Annotated in this window: 21 protein-coding genes; 9 read left to right on the forward strand and 12 right to left on the reverse strand. The window is 35.6% G+C overall.

Annotated elements, in window-relative coordinates; translation table 11 throughout:
* The first annotated feature begins 4 nt into the window (after positions 1–4).
* Genes ACEPXG_RS09585 through ACEPXG_RS09600 form a run of 4 tightly spaced genes read left to right on the forward strand, consistent with a single transcriptional unit; the run spans position 5 to position 2578 of the window.
* Positions 5–295: an MTH1187 family thiamine-binding protein gene (locus ACEPXG_RS09585; protein WP_391201405.1), complete on the forward strand. Its 291-nt coding sequence runs from the start codon at positions 5–7 to the stop codon at positions 293–295.
* Complete coding sequence (locus ACEPXG_RS09590; protein ID WP_391201408.1) at positions 295–1056, forward strand: ABC transporter permease; 762 nt, start codon at positions 295–297, stop codon at positions 1054–1056. Before ACEPXG_RS09585 ends, ACEPXG_RS09590 begins: the two co-directional genes overlap by 1 nt.
* Positions 1057–1058: 2 nt before the next feature.
* Complete coding sequence (locus ACEPXG_RS09595) at positions 1059–1799, forward strand: ABC transporter ATP-binding protein (protein ID WP_391201411.1); 741 nt, start codon at positions 1059–1061, stop codon at positions 1797–1799.
* A gap of 5 nt (positions 1800–1804) precedes the next feature.
* Positions 1805–2578, forward strand: coding sequence for a TatD family hydrolase (locus ACEPXG_RS09600; protein ID WP_391201414.1), 774 nt, complete (start codon positions 1805–1807; stop codon positions 2576–2578).
* Positions 2579–3028: 450 nt separating this feature from the next.
* Here ACEPXG_RS09600 and ACEPXG_RS09605 read toward each other — a convergent pair whose 3' ends face one another.
* Positions 3029–4567 (reverse strand): PhoX family protein, encoded by a 1539-nt coding sequence (locus ACEPXG_RS09605; RefSeq protein ID WP_391201417.1) that lies wholly within the window; start codon positions 4565–4567, stop codon positions 3029–3031.
* 638 nt (positions 4568–5205) lie between these two features.
* On the opposite strand from ACEPXG_RS09605, the gene ACEPXG_RS09610 reads away from it, so the two are divergent.
* Positions 5206–5346: a hypothetical protein gene (locus ACEPXG_RS09610; protein ID WP_391201420.1), complete on the forward strand. Its 141-nt coding sequence runs from the start codon at positions 5206–5208 to the stop codon at positions 5344–5346.
* 367 nt (positions 5347–5713) lie between these two features.
* On the opposite strand, the gene glgA is transcribed toward ACEPXG_RS09610, so the two are convergent.
* The 6 genes from glgA to ACEPXG_RS09640 all read right to left on the reverse strand — a co-directional run bounded on the left by glgA (position 5714) and on the right by ACEPXG_RS09640 (position 15321).
* Positions 5714–7150 carry a glycogen synthase GlgA gene (gene glgA / locus ACEPXG_RS09615; protein ID WP_391201423.1) on the reverse strand — a complete coding sequence of 479 codons (1437 nt, stop codon included), beginning with the start codon at positions 7148–7150 and terminating at the stop codon, positions 5714–5716.
* 17 nt (positions 7151–7167) lie between these two features.
* The gene (gene glgD / locus ACEPXG_RS09620; RefSeq protein WP_391201426.1) at positions 7168–8274 is read right to left on the reverse strand and encodes a glucose-1-phosphate adenylyltransferase subunit GlgD; all 1107 of its coding nucleotides are present in this window, start codon (positions 8272–8274) and stop codon (positions 7168–7170) included.
* A gap of 15 nt (positions 8275–8289) precedes the next feature.
* On the reverse strand, positions 8290–9447 hold the full coding sequence (locus ACEPXG_RS09625) for a glucose-1-phosphate adenylyltransferase (protein ID WP_391201428.1): 1158 nt from the start codon (positions 9445–9447) through the stop codon (positions 8290–8292).
* Positions 9437–11386 (reverse strand): 1,4-alpha-glucan branching protein GlgB, encoded by a 1950-nt coding sequence (gene glgB, locus ACEPXG_RS09630; RefSeq protein ID WP_391201430.1) that lies wholly within the window; start codon positions 11384–11386, stop codon positions 9437–9439. The genes ACEPXG_RS09625 and glgB overlap by 11 nt, the downstream gene beginning before the upstream one ends.
* Positions 11387–11740: 354 nt before the next feature.
* The gene (locus ACEPXG_RS09635) at positions 11741–12763 is read right to left on the reverse strand and encodes a glycoside hydrolase family 15 protein (RefSeq protein ID WP_391201432.1); all 1023 of its coding nucleotides are present in this window, start codon (positions 12761–12763) and stop codon (positions 11741–11743) included.
* Between the two features lie 1292 nt (positions 12764–14055).
* A complete protein-coding gene (locus ACEPXG_RS09640) occupies positions 14056–15321 on the reverse strand; it encodes a M48 family metallopeptidase (protein ID WP_391201434.1) in 1266 nt (421 codons plus the stop codon).
* A 200-nt stretch (positions 15322–15521) separates the two neighbouring features.
* Here ACEPXG_RS09640 and ACEPXG_RS09645 point away from each other — a divergent pair, with 200 nt between their 5' ends.
* The gene (locus ACEPXG_RS09645) at positions 15522–15746 is read left to right on the forward strand and encodes a hypothetical protein (RefSeq protein WP_391201436.1); all 225 of its coding nucleotides are present in this window, start codon (positions 15522–15524) and stop codon (positions 15744–15746) included.
* Between the two features lie 60 nt (positions 15747–15806).
* On the opposite strand, the gene lepB is transcribed toward ACEPXG_RS09645, so the two are convergent.
* On the reverse strand, positions 15807–16439 hold the full coding sequence (gene lepB / locus ACEPXG_RS09650) for a signal peptidase I (RefSeq protein WP_391201438.1): 633 nt from the start codon (positions 16437–16439) through the stop codon (positions 15807–15809).
* A 321-nt stretch (positions 16440–16760) separates the two neighbouring features.
* On the opposite strand from lepB, the gene ACEPXG_RS09655 reads away from it, so the two are divergent.
* Positions 16761–17138 carry a hypothetical protein gene (locus ACEPXG_RS09655; RefSeq protein ID WP_391201441.1) on the forward strand — a complete coding sequence of 126 codons (378 nt, stop codon included), beginning with the start codon at positions 16761–16763 and terminating at the stop codon, positions 17136–17138.
* A gap of 24 nt (positions 17139–17162) precedes the next feature.
* Here ACEPXG_RS09655 and ACEPXG_RS09660 read toward each other — a convergent pair whose 3' ends face one another.
* The gene (locus ACEPXG_RS09660) at positions 17163–17603 is read right to left on the reverse strand and encodes a hypothetical protein (RefSeq protein WP_391201444.1); all 441 of its coding nucleotides are present in this window, start codon (positions 17601–17603) and stop codon (positions 17163–17165) included.
* Between the two features lie 184 nt (positions 17604–17787).
* Entirely contained in the window at positions 17788–18606 is an 819-nt protein-coding gene (locus tag ACEPXG_RS09665; protein ID WP_391201446.1) for an aminoglycoside adenylyltransferase domain-containing protein, read from the reverse strand.
* Positions 18607–18794: 188 nt separating this feature from the next.
* Between ACEPXG_RS09665 and ACEPXG_RS09670 the strand changes: the two genes are divergently transcribed.
* On the forward strand, positions 18795–19010 hold the full coding sequence (locus ACEPXG_RS09670) for a hypothetical protein (RefSeq protein ID WP_391201449.1): 216 nt from the start codon (positions 18795–18797) through the stop codon (positions 19008–19010).
* A 490-nt stretch (positions 19011–19500) separates the two neighbouring features.
* Complete coding sequence (locus tag ACEPXG_RS09675; RefSeq protein ID WP_391201452.1) at positions 19501–19956, forward strand: hypothetical protein; 456 nt, start codon at positions 19501–19503, stop codon at positions 19954–19956.
* Between the two features lie 22 nt (positions 19957–19978).
* Here ACEPXG_RS09675 and shc read toward each other — a convergent pair whose 3' ends face one another.
* Both shc and ACEPXG_RS09685 read right to left on the reverse strand, forming a co-directional pair.
* Positions 19979–21901, reverse strand: coding sequence for a squalene--hopene cyclase (gene shc / locus ACEPXG_RS09680; RefSeq protein ID WP_391201455.1), 1923 nt, complete (start codon positions 21899–21901; stop codon positions 19979–19981).
* A gap of 165 nt (positions 21902–22066) precedes the next feature.
* Complete coding sequence (locus ACEPXG_RS09685) at positions 22067–22261, reverse strand: hypothetical protein (protein ID WP_391201458.1); 195 nt, start codon at positions 22259–22261, stop codon at positions 22067–22069.
* Positions 22262–22306 lie beyond the last annotated feature (45 nt).

The raw sequence follows: 22306 nt of genomic DNA on the forward strand, positions 1-22306 counted from the left end.
TAAAATGACAAATTCACTGATTAGCATTCAAATCATACCAAAAACAAAAAATGGAGAAAATGTAATTCCATATGTAGATGAAGCAATCCGAGTGATTCAAGAGTCCGGGGTAAAATATGAGGTACATCCTCTTGAAACAACTATGGAAGGAGATTTACAGCAATTACTGCAGGTTATCACGAAAATGAACGATCGCATGATTGAGATGGGAAGCAGTAACGTTATCTCACAAATAAAAGTATTGTACCAGCCATCAGGCATCTCTATGAATCAGCTTACGGAGAAATATAGATAATGATGAAAATTGTATCGAAAGGGTGGAAACCATTAATGGTTCTCCTCCTTTTATTCATTGTATGGGAAACCATTGTGATTAAAAATCGAATTCCCAATTGGCTTTTACCCACTCCGACAAAAATATTTTATGAGGGATTCGATGGTTGGTCTAATTTCTACCCACAATTATTATCAACGATCAACCTCTCCTTACTCGGATTTGCATTAGGTTTACTAATCGGTTTACTTACAGCAGTACTTTTACACTTACTCCCTTTCATTCGGGAATCAATTTATCCGTTGCTAATCATATCACAAAACATTCCAATTATTGTCTTGGCTCCTCTTTTAGTGATTTGGTTTGGCTTTGGATTATTACCAAAAATGATCGTCATCACGCTCGTTTGCTTTTTTCCAATCACCGTTGCCGCGTTAGATGGATTTAAGCAAACTTCCAATGAGTTGAAGCATTACATGATTATGGCAGGAGCCTCGAAGAAGCAATTATTTTGGAAGCTGGAGCTTCCCTATGCCCTTCCTTCCCTATTTTCAGGTTTAAAAATATCCGCAACCTATAGTGTCATGGGTGCAGTTATTTCTGAATGGCTTGGAGCGAAAGATGGAATCGGTGTTTATATGACCCTTGCTTCCTCCTCCTTCCGAACAGATAGAGTATTTGTGGCTATATTTGCAATTGTGGCATTAAGTTTATTATTCTTTTCTATAATCGTTCTTATTGAGCGTCGGCTCGTTCGGTGGCAGTTGAAAGGGGAGAAATAGAAGTGAGTCATCTTACTGTTTCGAATATCTCTAAGCAATTTGACAAAAATGATGTGATCAAAAATCTCACGTTCACAATTGAAAAGAATGAGTTTGTTTCGATTATAGGTCCATCAGGTAGTGGGAAAAGTACTATTTTTAGTCTTATCGGAGGAATTCTCTCACCAGATAACGGAACCATTCACTTATATCATCAAGCCATTAACGGAAAACGGGGGTTTATTAGCTATATGCCACAAACCCCTTCTCTCCTTCCATGGAGAACGATTCTTGAAAATGTATTGTTAGGACAAGAACTTCAAGGAAAAAAAGAAAAAGAAGCAGCATTAGAAATGATCGATATCGCTGGATTAACGGGTTATGAAAATGCGTATCCCCATGAATTATCAGGTGGTATGAAACAAAGGGCTTCCTTTATTCGAGCATTATTAAGTCCACAATCCATCATTTGCTTGGACGAACCTTTTTCTGCCTTAGATGAATTAACACGGCTTGATATGCAAAAATGGCTTTTATCGATTTGGGAAGAACATCGAAGAACCATCCTTTTTGTAACCCATAATATTGAAGAAGCATTATTTTTATCTGACCGAATTATTGTATTATCCTATAAACCTTCTCAGGTCTCAGCCGAATTTCACGTTCCTTTTTCACGTCCAAGACAGGAAAGTCTATTTTTAGAAGATGAGTTCTTAGAATGGAAAAGGAAAATTTACTATTCTCTCAAAAAAACAGGAGAGTGATTAATTTGCTAAAAATAATTGATGCACATATACACCTAGATCATTATAACAATCAAGAAATAAAGGATATCATTGAAAGGGACTCATCTTTAGAAGCACTAATATCCGTTTCGTTTGATTTGGACTCAAGTAAAAAAAATAGAGAGCTTGCGAAAATTTACTCCCAGGTGAAGCCTGCTTTCGGCTATCATCCTGAGCAAACCCCCCCTACTGATAAACAAATGGATGAACTTTTCAGTTGGATAAAGAGCAATCAAAGCGACATGGTTGCAGTTGGTGAAGTAGGACTGCCATATTATTTAAGAAAAGAACAAAAACTAACGACACTTCAACACAGCCAGTACATTGACCTATTAGAAGCATTTATTAAACTGAGTAAGGAATTAGAAAAACCTATCATCCTTCATGCTGTTTATGAAGATGCACCAATCGTTTGTGACCTTTTGGAGAAATACTCTGTTTCAAAAGCCCATTTTCATTGGTTCAAAGGTGATTCTAAAACAATCCAGCGAATGGCAGAAAACGGGTACTATATTTCGGTCACTCCCGATGTTCTGTATGAGGAGGAAATTCAACAGCTCGTTCAATCCTATCCACTTCAGCAAATCATGGTCGAAACAGATGGTCCATGGCCTTTTGAAGGACCTTTTACCGGAAAGATGACTCATCCATCCATGATGAAAGAATCTATTAAAACGATAGCCGAAATAAAAAAGCTTCCAATTGATGAGATTTATCTGGACGTTTTATATAATGCTAAATCATTCTTTTTTATTTAATAAAAAAAATTAGATTGATTAAGAAAATGCCATCATTATTAAATTCAAATGATTTTTTTCGTCTTTAAAACTTTTCCCCTGCCTGTAGCCTTTTCAATAATTACGAGACACCCCAATAATTTGCGGGTGTCTTTATAATTTGCTTGCTTATTTAAAAAGGAAAATCATTGCCGTTCTTATCGTGAACAATAAACGCTTCTTTAAAACCGAATTTAACCTACACAATTGTTGTGAAAATACGTATATAGATATCTTTTATATTAATATTATTTTCTGTATCATCATATAACCCATATTGCTAAATTTTTCCTAATAACAATAGTGAAATCAAAAGGCATTATCACAAGCATATCCTGAAAAGAAATGTCTGCAATAATGTCCATATCGAATTCGGCCTTGATACAATTTATTTTTTATTCTCATTTTATAAGACTATATTATAAAAGCTCTTTATGATTGCCTTGTAATCGCAACTACGGATGGCCTTGGAATATCGCCAAATGGCCACCTGCTAGTGGGATTATTAACATCAACACTCTCTTCACCCGGATGCTGGACTGACATAAAAAGTGTTTCACCATCAGGAGCTAGCCATGTCCCAGTTAACTCCGCCTGAACTGGCGCAGATGCAAATTGCATTGCTTTACCACGATAAGGCCCCTCTGTTGGAATCATATATAAGCCGTTGTTACGGAATGGTCTATACGCTCCTTTATTGATCTTATCGGAAGCGATATCTGTACAGACCCATAAATTCCCTACTTGGTCAAACATCAAGTTATCTGGACAGGCAAAACCACTTTGCGGACCTCCAGCTATGAAAATTTCATATGCAAACGAGGTACTCTCATGGTTATTGTTTTCTGGGAACATTCGAAATATCTGCCCGTAATAGTTTCCGTGCGCTATATTATTTGTAAAAGCAATAAAAACGGAGCCATCCCGTGGATGAATTTCAATATCCTCGGGACGATCCAAAGGAGTTCCACCTATAAGCTTTGCAGCATCTCGCGTGTTGACCAACACCTCCCCCTGTGTTTTGAATTTCTCTCTTAACTTAGGTGTTTTATTAAGATCAAGAGGAATCCACTTATTTGCCCCCATATCCGCCACAAATAATGTTCCATTTTCAAGAAGACTACTATTTCGCTTCCCTAGTTCGGGATTATAGACGTCATCACTTACAAATTTGTAAATGCACTGTTCATTGGTATCATCCCCACTGTAAACAACAATCCGGCCAGATTCCCCAAGTGTCATCACTGCATTCTCATGCGCAAACCTACCGAGCATTGAATGTTTTTTTGGGGTCGACTTAGGATCATAAGGGTCGATTTCAACCACCCATCCGTAATGAGTAGGATTTAACGCTGGAACTCCTGTCGTTTCCGACCAATCCTGCACTATTTCCGCATAATTCTCTTCTCCAGAAAAAGCCGTATTCCAAAGTGTTTTTCCACCCGAACAGTTGGCAAATGTCCCGATGACTTGAGTTACCCCACCTACTGCTCCATCCCCTTTGGCAGGACCCGTTAAATCGATTGGCGTATTGGCAGTAATTCTTCGATTATACGGAGAACCTTTGACTATTGACCATATACCATCTATTCCTTTACGGATGTGAATGACGGATCCGCCAAGGTTATATTTTTCCACAGCAATTTGCTGCGGTGTCCTTTTTGCGCCGTCAGGTTCTTCCTTGTATCCACTGACAAAAATACTAAGATTTCCAATGTACTCATGATTGACCCAAAGGAGACCTTCATTTGGGTCACTTCCAAAATAACAATTGAAATCATTATTAAATCCGAATCTTTCACCATTCCCTAAATCCTGTCCCCAAGTCGCTACAATATCGTACTTGTAGCCTATAGGTAGAATAAGCTGATCCAGAGAGGAATGTCCGATTGGACTAAACTGTGAGAACCTGGTCCCATAAGGCTTTCTTAAACCCTGTACCTGCGAAACGTAAGGATAATGTTCATACATATTCCTGACATACTGTTGATAATAGGGTTTGTAATAATATGTCAAAACAAAACTCCCTTTCTCAAAATACTTATAAGTAATCGATTATATATATGAACTACGACAAAAATTTATTTCTTAAAACCAAATTCTGATTTTAAAATTGGGGGTATGCTGAATGAGTATCTATTATCTTAAATGTTTTAGAAAACGCCACTCATTTATTTCTCTATTAACGAAGGATCTTAGAATGGCATTTAATCGGTAAATGATTATTATAGACTCTGAGCACCCTTTACAATTCTATAGCTTTTTTGAAATACGCCCGCACTCACATTATTATTAACCATGTGAGTGCGTGTTCCATTTATAACACACATAATCTTTCTGGTTTCCGAACATGTGATATTCAAACTTAATCATCTTAAGAATAGACTTTTTTCTTCTGCAAACTTGGATGATTTGCGACCCCCACCTCGACAAGTTGGAGGTCGCTGGTTCTTCTTTAAAAGTCTGTAAACGTTGATAGATCAATGTTTACCTTTCTCCTTTTAGAAATATGAACAATTTACAATTTCATTAAAGAATTGCAAAGAACTAATCATTTTGAATAAGTCCATCTATACTGAGCACATTAAACTCTAGGAGGTGACGATATCATGGCAAAGAAAAGTAAACCAAACTTCAAGAAGAAAGAACCTAATTCAAAAAACAACAATCGTGAAGAATTTGCAGATGGTCTAGATTTAAATCAATCTAACCGTAAAAACACACAACAAAATAACCAACAGAATCGATAATACAACTATCACCATAAATGCAACGATAGTATGTAATTCTTAATTGTATAACGATTTCTATTAAAAATTCATCCAATTAATCATTTAAAAAGACAATTATAGAGCTATAATCTATACTTGCCGCATTGAAATACCTACTACCACAAAACCAATTGAAATAAAAGGTGACGCAAATACTGGAATATACGGTATTCTAAGAGCAGCAACAATATTTATGCGCACTTGTATCCCCGAAGACTCATCCGTATTAAGCGCAAAAAAGATGACGCATCCCTCTAGGACTGCGTCATCTTTTAATGTGTATGGAAATCCTTCATAATGGGATGCACCAAAAAATGGTTTTCAACAATTAGAAAACGGTCCTTTTTTATTTATCGGATTTCAGGAGTTCCTGATATAATTTGAGATATTGCTGCGAAGATGACGACCAGCTAAAATCAAGATCCATTGCGTGCCCTACTAAGTTCCTCCACTTGTTTGGTTGGAAGCGAAAAAGTGCAACTGCTCGCTCAATTGTATACAGTAATTCGTGGGCATTATAATTAGCAAAGCTGAATCCATTTCCTTCTTCGGTTAATTCATTATAAGGTATAACTGTATCCTTCAGTCCACCTGTTTCACGGACGAGCGGCACGGATCCATAGCGAAGTGCGAGCAATTGTCCAATGCCGCACGGTTCAAATTGGGATGGCATTAGAAAAAGATCAGAACCGGCATAAATTTTTCGTGCCAATGTTTCATCAAAATAAAGGTTGGCTGACACTTTATCGGGATAAACTTCTTCAAGATACTTGAATGCCTCTTCATACTGCTGATCGCCTGTACCTAACAAAACAAACTGGACATTCAAACCGATGATTTCATGGAAGACATGTAGAATCAAATCTATACCCTTTTGATCAACTAATCTTGTAACCATTGAAATTATCGGGATATCAGCTTTCATAGGAAGCCCGAGTGTATCCTGTAGATGCTTTTTATTTACAGACTTCCCCTTATAATCGTCGTATGGAAGGAATAAATTTTCATCACGTTTAGGATCATAGGAGTCATTGTCAATTCCGTTCACAATTCCTTGAAGATTAGTCCCTCTCTTTCGTAAAAAACCATCAAGTCTTTCCCCATAATAGGGAGACTGTATTTCATATGCATAGGTTGAACTTACAGTTGTTACGCAATTAGCAAAGGCCAGTCCACCTTTTAGGTAACTGACATCCCCATAAAACTCTAAGGCGTCCATGTGAAAATAAAGCTCGCTTAAATCGAGTAAATCAGAAAGCACTGATTTAGGATATATCCCTTGATAGCGTAAATTATGAATGGTAAACACAGTTTTGATGCCCTGATAATAGGGGTTATTTTCATAATTTGCCTTCAAATGTACAGGAATCAACCCTGTTTGCCAGTCATGGCAATGGATAATATCGGGCCGTTCCTCTAAATGCGGTAAAGCCTCCAGCACGGCTCGGGAAAAGAAAGCGAAACGTTCACCATCATCCCCAAAGCCATAACTGCCATGCCTTTTAAAATAATATTCATTATCGAGAAAGTATACTGTTATCCCCTGATAATTAAATTTTTCTATACCACAAAATTGACGTCTCCAGCCTACAGGCACTTCAATACTTTTGATCCATTGCATTTGTTCTTTAAAATGTAAGGGAAGATCGCCATATTTCGGTAATATCACGCTGACGTTTACTCCCTTTTCTAGTAAAGATTGAGGCAAGGCGCCAATAACATCACCTAGCCCCCCCGTCTTTATAAATGGGGCGCACTCTGAGGCTGCAAATAAAATATTCATGATAGTGTACCTCCAGTTTAAACTACTTCTTCTTTTTTGATTACGATTGGCTTTTTCCTCGCTGTGATTATTTGATTTTTTGTGATGATTACTTGTTTATCAGTAATCACATTTTCTATACAAGCTCCCTCTTCAATATCACCCTTTTGCATAATGATACTGTTTTTAATTACGGCACCTTTTCTAACTTTTACTCCTCGGAAAATAATACTATTTTCGACGGTGCCTTCAATAATACATCCATTGGCAATTAAAGAATTTGACACCTTTGAAGAATTTGCAAATTCGGCAGGTGCTTCATGTTTAATTTTCGTGAAAACTTCCCATGAATCATAAAAAAAGTTGCGAAGAATTTCCGGATTAAGAAATTCCATATTACTAGTATGATATGTTTCTAGGGAATGAATAAATGGCATATAGCCCGTGAAATGATACCCTTGCACTTTTAGATTTATCAAATTTGCTTTAACAATATCTTTCAAAAAATCATATTCATCATACTCTATACAATTCTTAATTAAATCTATTAATAGTTGTTTTTTAATCACATATGTTTCCAAACATATATGGTCACCTTTCTTAGGTGACGTATAAAGGTTTATATCACGGACTTCACCGTTTGTATCAAGTGAACATTGATGATAAATTGGTCTTTTCACTGGTACCCCATTATAATCTTTATACAGAACTGTAATATCAGCTTCATTGCTTTCGTGTTCTTTCATGACATCGTTAAAGTCGATTTTACAAATATGATGACCAGGAGCAATAATTACTGTATCTGCAGTTGCCCGTTGGAAAAATTCTAGATGATCATAGAATTGTTGTAAATCACCTTTAATTTTTTCATCAGGATGAATCGAAGGAAGAATGAATAAGCCTTGTGAACGGTGATCGAGATCCCATTCCTTTCCAGAACCTAGATGATCCATCAACGATCGGTATTTATCTTTTGTGAAAATGGCAACTTTACTTACGGAGACGTTCATAAAGTTTGACATGGTGAAATCAATCATCCGATAGCGTCCGCCAAATGGTACGGAGGCAAGGCAACGGTGATGAGTCAATTCTTTTAATATGGGTCTTTCATTTACAAGATTAATTACACCTAATACATTCCTCATTTAAGCTACCTCCAATTATAAAGCTTGCAGCAAAGCACTTTCCGAAGAAACTAGCTGATTTTCACCAATTAATGTAAGCCCTTGTTTAGAGTGAGAAATTACAGCGCCATCTTCGATAATTGTACCGCTACCGATTATCGCCTTTTCAATTATTACATTATTCCCGATTTTCACATTTGGCATGATAACGGAATTCTTTACGATAGAGCCACTTCCAACTTGAACATTATAGGAAAGAACAGAATGGTCGACCTTCCCAAATACCAAACAACCTTCATTGATCAAAGATTGTGTCACATCAGCATCTTCAGATATATATTGTGGGGGGTGGTTGGCATTCCCTGCGTATATTTGCCAGTTTGGGTCTCCAAGCTTGAAATCGGATGGTTCTTCTAATAAATCCATATGCGCTTCCCACAGACTTTCAATCGTACCGACGTCTTTCCAGTAGTCTTTAAATCGATACGCTTGTAATTTTGCTGCATCCTTCAGCATCTTTGGAATAATGTCTTTTCCAAAATCATTAGTGGAACTACTATCCTGTTCGTCTTCTGTTAAATATTTTTTTAAATGTTTCCAATTAAAGATATATACACCCATCGAAGCCAAATTACTTTTTGGATATTTAGGTTTTTCATCAAATTCAATAATTTGATCCGTTTCGTTGGTATTCATAATACCAAAGCGATTTGCTTCTTCCCAAGGTACCTCTATGACCGCGATGGTCGCATGTGCACCATTAGCAATATGATCTTCCAGCATTTTATTGTAATCCATCTTGTAAATATGATCCCCTGATATGACAAGTACAAATTCTGAGTCATTATGATCGATAAAATGGAAATTTTGGTACACGGCATTTGCTGTACCTTTGTACCATTCACCTCCATCTTTTCCCTGATAAGGTGGAAGCATAGAAACCCCACCGTTATTGCGGTCCAGATCCCAAGGGCGGCCGTTACCAATATATGAATTCAAAATATGCGGACGATATTGAGTAAGTATACCGACTGTATCAATACCTGAATGTGTACAGTTACTTAAGGTAAAATCGATAATCCGGTATTTACCTCCAAATGGTACTGCGGGTTTAGCTAAGTCACTCGTCAATTCCCCGAGTCTTGAACCTTGACCACCTGCTAAAAGCATTGCAACCCATTTTTTAGATGCCATTTGTACTGACTCCCCTTTTCCTTTTTTTTGTTTCTTTCATGAATATAGCAATCCCTAGCGGCGGTACGGTTATTTCCAGACTGCAAGGTTGGTTATTGTGCGGGACTTGACTTGCACGAATTGGAGCAGAATTCAGCTGTCCCGATCCGCCAAATGATGCATCATCACTGTTAAACGCTTCGAAATATCTTCCATTGGACGGGACCCCAATTTGATAATTATGGTAAACTTCGGCTGAAAAATTACAAATAACAATGCAATAATCCCCCTTTCGTTTTCCTTTTCTCATAAAAGTAATCACACTTTGTTTCGCATTGTCCGCATCGATCCATTGAAAGCCGTCTTGCTCATGATCCATGCGCCATAGTGAATTGGTTTCTTGATAAAATTTATTTAATTCTTTATAGAATCGAAAAAAAGTGGAGTGAGCGTCAAAATCTAAAAGCATCCAATCCATTTCTTGCCGGTATTTCCATTCGTCAAACTGTCCAAATTCACTGCCCATAAATAAAAGTTTTTTTCCTGGATGCGCAAATAAATAGCCGAATAAGAGTCGTAAATTCGCGAATTTTTGCCAGTAATCTCCAGGCATTTTATTTAATAATGATCTTTTTCCATGGACAACTTCATCATGCGAAAATGGAAGGACAAAATTTTCCGAAAATGCATATAAAAATGAAAACGTCAGTAGGTGATGATGCTTTGGTCTTTCGTTAACATCAAGTTTCATATATTTAAGTACGTCATTTGACCAGCCCATATTCCACTTATAATTGAATCCTAGCCCGCCAGTACTAGTGGGACTTGTAACCAGCGGCCATTCGGTTGCTTCCTCCGCCATCATGAGGGCTCCAGGAAATTTCCGGAAAATGGTTTCATTTAACTTTTTTAGAAAATCGATTGCTTCAAGATTTTCTCCACCACCAAACTGATTTTTCAATTTTACAGGAAGTGGATTATCATGATTTAGATAAATTATGGATGAAACTGCATCAATCCGAAATCCATCCACATGATAGATATCCATCCAAAATATTGCGTTTGAAATCAGGAAGCTGACGACTTCGGGCTTGCTATAGTCAAAGCTATATGTTCCCCAGATAGGCCTCTCAGCTCGCATGGGATCTACCGATTCAAAGAGAGGCGTTCCGTCGAACCGTCCAAGACCATGAACATCCTTACAAAAATGCGCAGGCACCCAGTCAAGAATTACACCAAGGCCTTTTTGATGGCATTTATCTATAAAATACATTAATTGCTCTGGTGTACCGTACCTACTAGTCGCTGAATAATATCCAGTTATTTGGTAACCCCATGAACCATCGTAAGGATGCTCCATAACAGGCATCAACTCAATATGTGTAAAGCCATTATCAATTGCATAATCGACTAATTCGTCAGAAAGTTCTTGATAACTATAAAACTCACCGTCTGCTTTTTGTTTCCAGGAAGCCAAGTGAACTTCATAAATCATCATCGGTTTATGGTAAATATCTTTCTTTAATCGCTGTGCCATCCATTTTTGATCTTGCCACTCAAATGTATTTAAATTGTAGATGATAGAAGCTGTTGCCGGTCGCAGCTCCGAATAAAAGGCATACGGATCTGCTTTTAATTCCTTCCGCCCATCTGGTCCTGTAACCTCATATTTATAAATGTCTCCATGTGCAAGCTCAGGAATAAATAAAACCCAGATTCCAGAATGAGCCAAGCGTTCCATTTGATGCTGGGTTCCATTCCAATTATTAAAATTCCCCACGACGGATACCTGCTTTGCATGTGGAGCCCAAACTGCAAAACGCACACCTGGAATATCGTTCTCATAAAGGATATGAGCTCCGAGCATCTTATAACTTTCAAACAGTGTTCCTTCATGAAAAAGATACATCTCAAAATCACTTGGGAATTGTCGGTTATTCAACTTCATAATTCCTACCATTTCAACACCTCTTTCAATCTATGATTATTTCTTTATATTTACCAGTTCTTATCCTAAATTATTCGCCATCTATCTAAAAACACCTTTAAAAATATCCAACTTTTTATAATAATCAATAATTTCTGACAAAATAAAAAATCCTCCAAGGAATGAAGGACTTTTGTGACTTTCATTTTGATCGTGAAATGTTAAAAACAATAAAATTCTAAGGCGCGATACCCGTAGACTAGTTATCAGCTGTCCTCCCGCATGCCATACTTTTTATACCTTACTAGTGACTGATTGTGAAAAGTAGCTAAAAATATACTAATTGTGATTCATAAGAATTTATAAGTATATACCTGTATTTTAAGCTCAGTCATTTCCTGTCAATTGAGAAGAAGGCATATTAATCATACGGTTTAAAAATAAATAGGAAAGGGAGACGGACCAAGCTAATGGAGTATTGCCATTTGGCACATTTTTACCGCCAATATATAATTCAGGGACTTCCCAATTATTTGGTACGATTCGTTCCGTTTTATTTACATATTCATAAGCCTTATCATGCATGCTCAGTTCAAAATAGCACAGTCCTAGCCAAGGTAGTCCGAAGCACCATTCTGCTTCGCTGCCTTCGTTATAATACTGATCGTTCTGATAACGAATACAGCCATTTGTCCGCTCAAGTCGTTCTGAAACCATCTCGACTATCTTAAGTGCCGTTTTCCTTTCAACTATACGATACGGATAGATAAGTGAAAGCAGGGATAAATCTGTTTCTTTCGTTTCACTTTCCCTAGGTAAAAGAAAGCGCAACGTCTCTTCACCTTTTTGAATCAGTTCTTCCTTAACATTTACGAGCATTTTCACAGCACGCAAGCCTGCCACGCATGCACCTACACTTGAAGCATGCAGTTCCATATTCTCTTCCCACATTCCATTATCCTTTGCCTGCCAGTATTGAAGACACTCTAGATAGTCGACTAGCTTCTGAACAATTGCGAGATCTTTCTCATCACGGATAACCTTATGTCCGTGGTTCACGCCCACCCCAACACCCCATAAGAATGATCCAATTGCATCATTCTGAGCATGACCCCATTCTTGGCTCATTTCCTTTAAATCTGTGGAATACCGTGAGTGAATATATTCAAAAAGATAAACTGGTATTTTTTCACGGTGAATGTCAATTTTCCATTCATAGGTTTTAAATAATTCAAATAAGGCATGATATGCTTTTTCATACCGATCAGATTGGCTTTGCAAAAAAGGCAAAACCGTGTATACGACATCACGAATCCAAACAAAATGGTAATCCTTTGAAGTACTGGCCGTGTAAGCTCCATTTGGTAGGCGCATCCGATCTAAAACCTCAATTGCATTGTTGATTTTCATATACGAGACCTCCCTTAAATAATACCTATACAGTTAATTGTTAACTATTTGCGTTTATTCTAGACAAGCTATTTCGCGAATGCGTTTCCATTTTAAATTGAAGAAATTTACGTACTTATATTTTATGTAGGAAATTGTTAATTGGAAAAGCAATCAGACCCAAGACCCAAAAATATTAATTGGCCAACACTTTAAATTCAGTATAGGAATGACCACGATTCAAATTCAATTCAGTATGTTAGTATCCAATGTTACAAATACCCTAAATATTAAAGTTCAAATCAACTTTTACATTTGTATCTTGAAAAATGCTTACTATTACTTCTATCTTATCTCTTTAAGTGCACTTGGAGTTATGCATTTCCAACATCTTTGCTGAGCTTTCCAGCTTTCGGTTGCTATTCAAGCACCAGTACAGTGCTCTTTGCTTGAGTATAAAAAGTCAATGCCCCATTTATTAAGGCGTTTATTTCCTATTGAGTTATCGGTTTGCCAATCAGTTATCTTTTTTCAATGTATATTAAGTTCGCATTTGGTTATTGGATCGGTCTGATTCTTGGATTCACCACTGTTGCCATCACAATGAATACCGACTTATTAAAATACAAAGAAAAAAACATAACATTGTCCTTTAGGGATTACGTCATGTTTTCGTTTGGCGTCAAAAAAACAATACTTACTTCAGCATAATTTTAAAATGCCGGTACGCTTGATCTCTACGTTGATATAGGTCCCTCGGACATTATGATAAACAAAGACCAACATCATTAGCTAGAATAATAATTCCATTTATAGAAAATCATAAATACATCGATTGGATTTTTCATTTCTTGTCAATTCACTAAAACAAGAAAAGCCCCGCACAGGAGATAAATTCCAATACGAAGCCATTATGCAATTGCCTCCTAAACCAGCAATTAATTTATCTGAATAGCACATGAATTTCCTCGAGTATCTGGTACCCAATGTTTATTTTTAATTCCATCACCCACTTATTACTTATTGCAGATTTAATTGTTTCTTTTCTTCAAATACTTCAACTTCTGAATTAGAAACTACTTTTATAATCTCACTTTTTCCAATTGCAGCTTTCGTATTTCTGTCTGTCGCTTTTATTTGGTTTAATAAGAAACATATCAATCATGTCGATAATGTAGAAGGAGCCCATTAAAAGTTTTTAAGCTGTCATCCATTAATTCGATGACAGCTTTCTTCTTTTTATCTTTTTCAAAATGCAAAATAGCTGGATTCACTATCAACTTTTTTAGTTTATGTCTTTCTTTTAACTCTACTCACTCTTCTTTTCCTATCTCATTTGCTACTTTACTTATTCTCTCTAGCATTGTCGGATGGGAATAGCGAAACCATTTTACGAGTAGGGGAGGATTTACTTCACTTAATCCAGCCTTTGTAAGCTCTTGAAAAGTGCTGATAGCTGCTTCTGGGTCATTCACTAACTCTATTGCATAAAGATCTGCTCTAGTTTCTTGATATCTAGAAATGTAATTGGAAAGTGGACTTGAAACGAATAACAGAAAAGATGTAATAAGTAAAAACAATGGCAGTGAATGAATAGCATTTATTCGTTTAATTTTTAATACACGTCCAAAGTGAACGATGATCCATGGCATTAGTCTGGCGGTTAACCAAAGCCCGATAAGCATAGTTAAAAGATAACCTGCGATTCCAAAGTATATATGTTTCTCCACATAATGCCCCATTTCATGAGCCATGATGAAGAGAATTTCATTTTCTGTAAGTCGGTTTAAAGTTGTATCCCATAACACAATTCTTGCATTACTCGCAATACCCGTAACATAAGCATTTAGCCCATTGGTTTTTTCTGCCATATTTACTTCATACACATGCTCTGTTGGAATATTTGCTTGCTCAGCAAGAGCAAGAATTTTTGTCTCTAAATCTTTATTTGTTAGCGGATAGAAATCATTATATAAAGGGTCGATTACTACTGGTTGAATAAACATAAGAAAAATGGAAAAAGGAATCATTAACAACCAAGCATTTAGCCACCATTTTCTTGTACTTTTATTAATAAGCCAATAAAGAACAGTTACAATTACAACAGTCATTCCAAAGTTAACCCAAAAATCAATGACATTATCCCTCATCCAAGAATTGAAACTCTGCGTACTAATTCCATAGTTTTTACTTAAAACATATCTAAAATACTCTAATGGAAAAAATACGATAAACGTCAGTAGTGATAATAAAAATACATATACTGCACTTTGTAAAATTGCCCATTTTTTTTGCAAAGGGATCCATCTTTCAAATGCGAGAGAAAGCCCAGTAGTTAGTATAAATAAATAGACAAGCCATTCAAATGGTGTAGCTACAAAAAAGAGGAAATTCTTTATTTTTGAATATTCTTCACTAAGGTACAATTCACGCCCCGACATAAAAACTTGCGGATCTGCAACTGTTCCTTTCAAAGCTGCTGGTATATCCCCACTACCAGTATGGAAGATATAAAAATACATCGCTAAAGCATACACCCCAAATAGTAAAAGAGCTCTAATTCCCCACTTTTTCGCCATACCCTCTTCACCCCTAGTTTCACATACTTACATTAAGTGTAATCGAAAACGGAAAAGATAGAACCATTTTTCTCAATTTACTACATTCTATGTTTCTATTCTTATTATTTATTTCTAAGTTCTATTTCACTATAAAAATCATAAAATGAGTAGATTCTATCTTTAAGAAACTAGATTCAAACAATTAGGGGGATAAGCAGATGTATGCCATTCATTTTTTTGAAAATAAGGTTAAAGTGTTAAATCAAGCTTTGCGTAGTATTCCTTCTGTCGATGAGGATATAAAAATAAAAGGTCGTAAAGGTAAAGTTATTAATGTAGAGCAGATTGAAGAGACTTTATTTCATGTATATGTAGAGTTTGAAAAACTAGTTGATAAAAATAAAGCTACTACGAAAGAACTTGGGAAGAAGAAAAAGAGATAATTCTCCTAATGCAAATTTACCCGTTCAGCATGTAAAAGGACTTCAATATGGAAGTCCTTTTCATTTTTTTGAATAGCCCAATACTTTGCCTTCTATTCTTTCAATCGGTAACAAACCGAAATCTTTGCTGTCAGTCCCCCTCCACCACTGATCCACTAATACAAATACTGTGCCCTCGTCTACTTTAATGGGATTCAGATCCGTTTTAAAGTAACTTTTCACCCATTCAATATCTTCTATTCGACTTAGATCTGCTTTTCTGAAATACTCCTCTTCTGTAGATCCTGTCATTGTTGCCTCCCCATAAAAAGTATCCAATCTTTTATTATTTATATAAACGTGACCATACCTGATCATGACTGTCTCCCCAGGCAATCCGACTACCCTACCTAAATAATCCTCCGGAATCATTGGATTCTTTTTAGTTTCTGACTCTAGCATCTTATAATAAAGAACATCTCCTCGTTTTAGAGAATCATAATTTGGATCTACTACTAAATCGCTATGCGCAATTGAATTATAGTCATGATCTCCTCTATCCATTGCATCAGAACTCCATACTACCAAAAAGTGGTTGTTTTCCGGAGTTACTTTTTCAATTTCTGAGGCAGTAGCGTCATCTGTAATGGTTTTCAACTGTGGGGAGCAGCCAACTAATAAAAGACTTAGGAATATAATAATCCGCTTTTTCAAATCACCATCTCCTTTATTCTATATTACTCCAACATTATCCATTTAAATTTATTGATATTGAATTTTCCGTGAATTATCGATAAACAAAAAGGCCGCTCCTCAGATTACAAGAAGTAACCTCTAATCTACGCTATTTTTATCGCGAATGACTACTTGTATTGCGAATATTTCATAGGGTGGGTACCGATTAAGATAAAAACGTGGCCTCATGATTCTAGGTAAAACAAAGGTATTTAGGAATATTGGGCAAATAAATTTCTTATAGTAAAGTAATCAAAAATTGAATGTAAGTGCAGTAATTAAAATTTTGAGGTGATGAGATTGAGGAAATTTATTGGCATTTTGCTTATGACGATATTAATAATTCCAGGTTGTAAGTCAGAATTAAGCGTTAATGAAATTTATTCATTTTCTAAGACTTTGGAAGAAAAATTTATGTCTCTTAATAATAATGAATATGTGCAAATGATTACTGACAGAGGTGGGATTAAATACATTATTATCAATACTAGTGGAATGGTTACATTAGAAGCTGAATCTAAAGCTAATGCAGTTATATTCAGTGTTGAAGAAACTAATGTTAAAAGTGCTATAATCGAGCGGCATATTTTTAAAATAACATTAGATAAAGAGTATGAATACATTGAATTGTATCGTAATGGTGAACAAATTGCTTTTGATACTGTATATGGATGGTAATTTAGGAGGAGAATTTTAAAAACTTTAATTTTTAGTCTTTTTATTACGGAATATGACTCCGATTATTATCATTACAACGATTAAAACAGCAGCCAGGAAGAAGAGATTAGAAAATATATTCATTAGGTGAAAAGGTGCTTTATGAACGTATACAGCCTTTACCCACTGATTATCTTCTTTTACTGCAATTGCAGTGAAAGTGGATATCCCTTTTATTTCATAATACTTTGTTCCTTTTGGGTAATAGTTTGAGGCATCTCCGTAATATTCTCCAGTCATATCATTAGCCTTCTCAGTTACTTTCCCAATCATTTTACCAATCTCACTATTTACAATAATTTCTTCTTGTTTAACTTCATATACCTTTCCTTCCCAAACAACAAAAGGATAAGCCCAAGTTAATGCTTGAGCAGTGGAAGAAATCATACATATAAAAAATAAGGAAAACAAAGTTATTCTTTTCATAAATACCTCCAATGCTTAATCATTCTAGCTTGAATTGGTAGATCTACTTTGAAACTGGAGCTTATTTTCTATAATGCTTGTTACTGTTGTAACATCTACTATCCTTTCGTTTTAATTCATCTGAAATTTGTTGTATTCCAAGATTGTCGTATTCACTGGAAGTTTCCTAAATAAGTGTAATAATTCATTTAGACTCATTCACACTTTGATTGTTACATAATTCTTGTACTTTTTTATTCATATAATCTCTAAACAACAATAATTCATTTATTTCAGAATTATCTTGTTGGTCATCTTTCACATAATAATTTACTGCTTTTTGAATTGTTAAATGCCAGTCAATTGGAAGAAATAATTTCGCCAAAATACCAGCTTCCTGTTTGGAAGAAATAATACCTTCACTTAGATACAAGTAAACTCTAATTAAATTTAATACACAATAAGTAGGCTCTTGCTCAATATTTACTAAACATTCCTGGAAATCATCTACAATTGAAGAAACATAGTGCGAACGTGGAACTAAAGGAAATATTTCATCAATCGGTCTTCCTTTTATACAAATACCCCGATGATTAATAATCATAATATGTGCAGCTAAGTCACTATCACACTTTATTTCACTATTTAGATATAGATTTGTTCCGCGCAACAAATCATCTTCATATCTTTCCCTCCAGAACTCACTATAGTGAAAATCATAAGGGCAAGGATGTACCCAATTATTTAGTTGTTTTTCATTCAAAAAACTTATTTCAATTGGAAATGGTTCTTTTGAATAAGTTAAAAACAACTGTGCTAACACTCTTTTGTTATTTTCACGTAATGAATTTTTTGTAACAACTAAAATATCAATATCACTATTATTAGGATTAAATCCTCCCATTGCTAAGGAGCCATGAATATAAAATCCTACAAACTCCCCTTTTATGATTTCTATTGTTTTATTTAATAAATTAAGAACGAAATTTTTAATTTCTGATGAACAATTTTCCCCATTAAACACAATTCTATTAACCCTCCACATTCATTTTTCATATCTATTACATATGACATTCTACATATATTCTTTGAAACCCTTTTTGGGTGAAACATTCGTATATTTTCAGTTGATTTGTCATAACTTATATAGGAAAAATATAAAATGCTTAAAATCACCTTAACGGGAGAAGATACGACTAGAGAGGTGATAGTATGGAAAGGCTGTTTTATTTCCTAATTATTTTATGTTTCATATTTCCTACAACCATTCATGCGGACCAGAATAGGTCGAGTGTAAAAATAGCTTTTACTAGAGATGGTTTTGTGTGGATTAAGGATTATGATAAAGAAGAAAAAATCACAGAAAAAAAGGCAACTTACAATTTTCCACCATCATGGTCATTTGATGAAACAATGCTTCTTTATTAAAAAGAAGTGCCAGGAAACATTATTGAAGCTAAAGGACATTCAAATGAGTTATGGGTCTATGAACTAAAAACAAAAAAACATCATAAAATCTTCTATGACGTTCATAACCCTAAATGGTCCCCTACCGAAAATATCGTTGCTTTTGGGTCTGGTGGTGTACTAAACATTTCTAATTTAAAAGCTTCAATAATATCGCATTAGTTGTTGACGATTATGAATGGCAAACAGATGGGAAAGGTTTTATCGTATCGTCAAGCGCGTCTCTTCGACCAGATGGATGGACTTATACTATTACATTAGATGAAGATTATTTAACTAACCGAGATTTAAGGAAAAATACTGTAAAAGAGTTATTTGTGATTCCTAAAGAACTAGAAAAAAATGGTATAAAAATATTATCAATCAATGCGGAAACCTTTAAATATTCTCCAAATGAAAATGGATTTCCTTTATCGTGTCTCCCACTGCTTCCTGGTCAATGGACAGTGATATGATTTGTGTGATTTCGGTTGATGGAAAAGAATTTGAAGTGATTGATGAAATGGCATTTGGATTCAAGTCAAAATGGGAATTTAACAAAAACTTGCTCGGCTATATAGCCGGAGGAGGAAGAATTGTATTTGGGTTTAAAAATAAAGATTTGAAAGTAACACAACTCCCCGCTTATCACAGTTTAGACCTTACTCCCAAAAACTATGCGGATATGGACTTTTCTTGGGTAAATGATAAATCACTTATCGTTTCTAGAGTGCCAGAGACTGAATGGTCCAACGACCCCCAAATGCATCCAAAAGCTTCTTCATATAAAATTCCACTATATGGGCATGAACAAGTTAGAATAACGACACCCCCAAAAGAGGAAGAGGACTCCAACCCACAGTTCTTGCCCTTCATAAACAAAATAACTTGGATAAGAGGAAACACATTACCTCATTTTGCACCGTAGTACGGTATGTTACCCTTCATACCTATTCGGCATTGAGAGTTAACAGCCTTTCATTCAGAAATTTTTTTTGATAATGCGCAAGTGCAATTAGAGGGAAAATATATCGATAACTATGATAATGAATATAAAAACTTCCAGCCATTCCCTGTCCTGTTGGATAAGATGTTGTCCAGTCATCTTTATGAGTATTTTCTAAAATATATTTGATGCCTGAGATTATTTCTGGTGTGAGTTCGTCTTCAGCAGCAATCAGCGCATCCAATGCCCAGGCTGTATGAGTTAACGTACTGGCTCCTAGTGGAACGTACGTTTTCATTTTATCACTTTTACAAGACTCTCCCCAACCGCCATCCGAATTTTGAATATCACGAAGCCATTTTACTGATTTTAGAATAGAAGGATGGTCCGATGATATGCCTGCTGCAACAAGCCCGGTTATCGCAGCCCAAGCACCATAAATATAACATATACCCCATCGGCCATACCACGATCCATTCGATTCTTGATGATCGAATAACCAATTTACACCTAACTTTATAGAGGCGTGATCATTCTTTAAGTTAGTGAAATTCCCGAAAAACTCCAATGTTCTTCCTGTTAAATCTGCACTTGATGGATCTGCGAGTAAATATTCAGCATCTTCCATTGGAATCATAGACAAAATGCTCTTATTCACGCTTTTTTCGAATGATGACCATCCTCCATCATCATTTTGCATTGCAAATACCCAATCGATCCCTCTTTCCCAAGATGTATGAAACTTGGTTTTTTTAGATACCGTTTTGCTTATTGACCTTAAGGTTGCCGTAGTATCATCAATATCAGGGTTCAGAGTATTTACATTTGAGAAACCCCATCCCCCTGGAAGACTATTAGGACTGTGTACGACCCAGTCCCCATATTTATCCTGCTGTCGTGTTAATAAAAATTGATTTGCTTTTTTTATAACGGGATCTAATTCGGAAACGCCTGCTTCTTGCAAGGCATAACTAATTAAAGCAGTATTCCAAACTGTTGCTGTGGTGAATTGCATATGAGTCTTCCCGTCAATTTTGCATTTCATAGACTTTAATCCATTCACCGCATGAATGATTGTGGGATGATCTTTCTTATAGCCAAGGGAAAGCAACGCGAAAATTAGCAGAAATGTCGAGCTAAAGTAACTGTATAAGGTACCATCTGGTTCAATTCGATCTAGCATATACTGTTTTGTCTTTTCTACCGCAAGTTCATGAATTTGCTTAGGCAAACCAATTAGGTCCTCCATTCTTTTTTGAATGGATAAAAGAAACGGACTCCATTCATTTGAGAGAGCGCTTAATAAATATCCTTCATCCCACCGGTTATGGTTCAAAATATGTAAATCTGAAATGTTTGGACTTTTATTTGTTTTAATTATGTATTTCTTATCAGCGAGAATCATGAGTGGAGCAATATTGGCTCTACCAAAGACAGAGAAGTCGAAAAAGTTCATCGGGAAAGAGTGTGGGAGTAAAACAAATTCTGTCGGGATAGTAAAAATTTTTGCCCATGAAAATTGTCCAGTTACTGCCAACATAATTTTTGTTAATAAATTACTTTTTTCTATTCCCCCATTCGATAAAATAAACTGCCTTGCTTTTTGCATTCGCACCTCATCGGGAGAACAATAGCCGGAATATAGAAGGGCGTAATAAGCTTCAATTGTGGCAGCTACATTACCGTCAGTTTCTTCATCATAAAACAGCTTCCAAGCCCCACTATCTTGCTGTTCGCTTAAAATCCGCACTACTAGTTCCTTTATTAATTCTTCATCATCAATAGTTAATGAACGCAATAAAATAATCATATAGGCATCCGTTGTAATACCTGTTTCAAAAGGATAATCCCAAGTTCCTACCTCTGATTGTTCCTTCTTCAAGAAGGTTATCATTCGATTAATTTCATCCGATAGGGTACCATTCACAAAATTCGTCCTTCCTATAGCATAATTTCAATACATCTAAACATATTCGGTTAGTTATTAAAAAATGCGAGGAAGTGATTGAGTATCTTTAGTTGAAAAAAGAAAAAGCATTACCATCTCATGAGGTAATGCCATAGAAAAAGTTCAACAATGGTATAAAGTTATTCATTTTTTCTCTTGATTAATAACATGAATTAGCTGGTCAATCTTCTCATTTTTTTCTTGGTCTAATTTTATTTTGGAATCCATGAATTTTACTACTTTTATTACAAAATAAACACCAAAAATAATGATTGCTAAATAAAACATCAAAGGTAATAAAGCAAATACAGTAAACACTCCGTCACCACCGTTCATCATTTTAATCCCTCAAGTTATTAGTATAGGTAGCTCAATAAGGAAAAA

It is taken from the genome of Psychrobacillus sp. L4 (assembly GCF_042944905.1).
GTDB lineage: Bacteria > Bacillota > Bacilli > Bacillales_A > Planococcaceae > Psychrobacillus.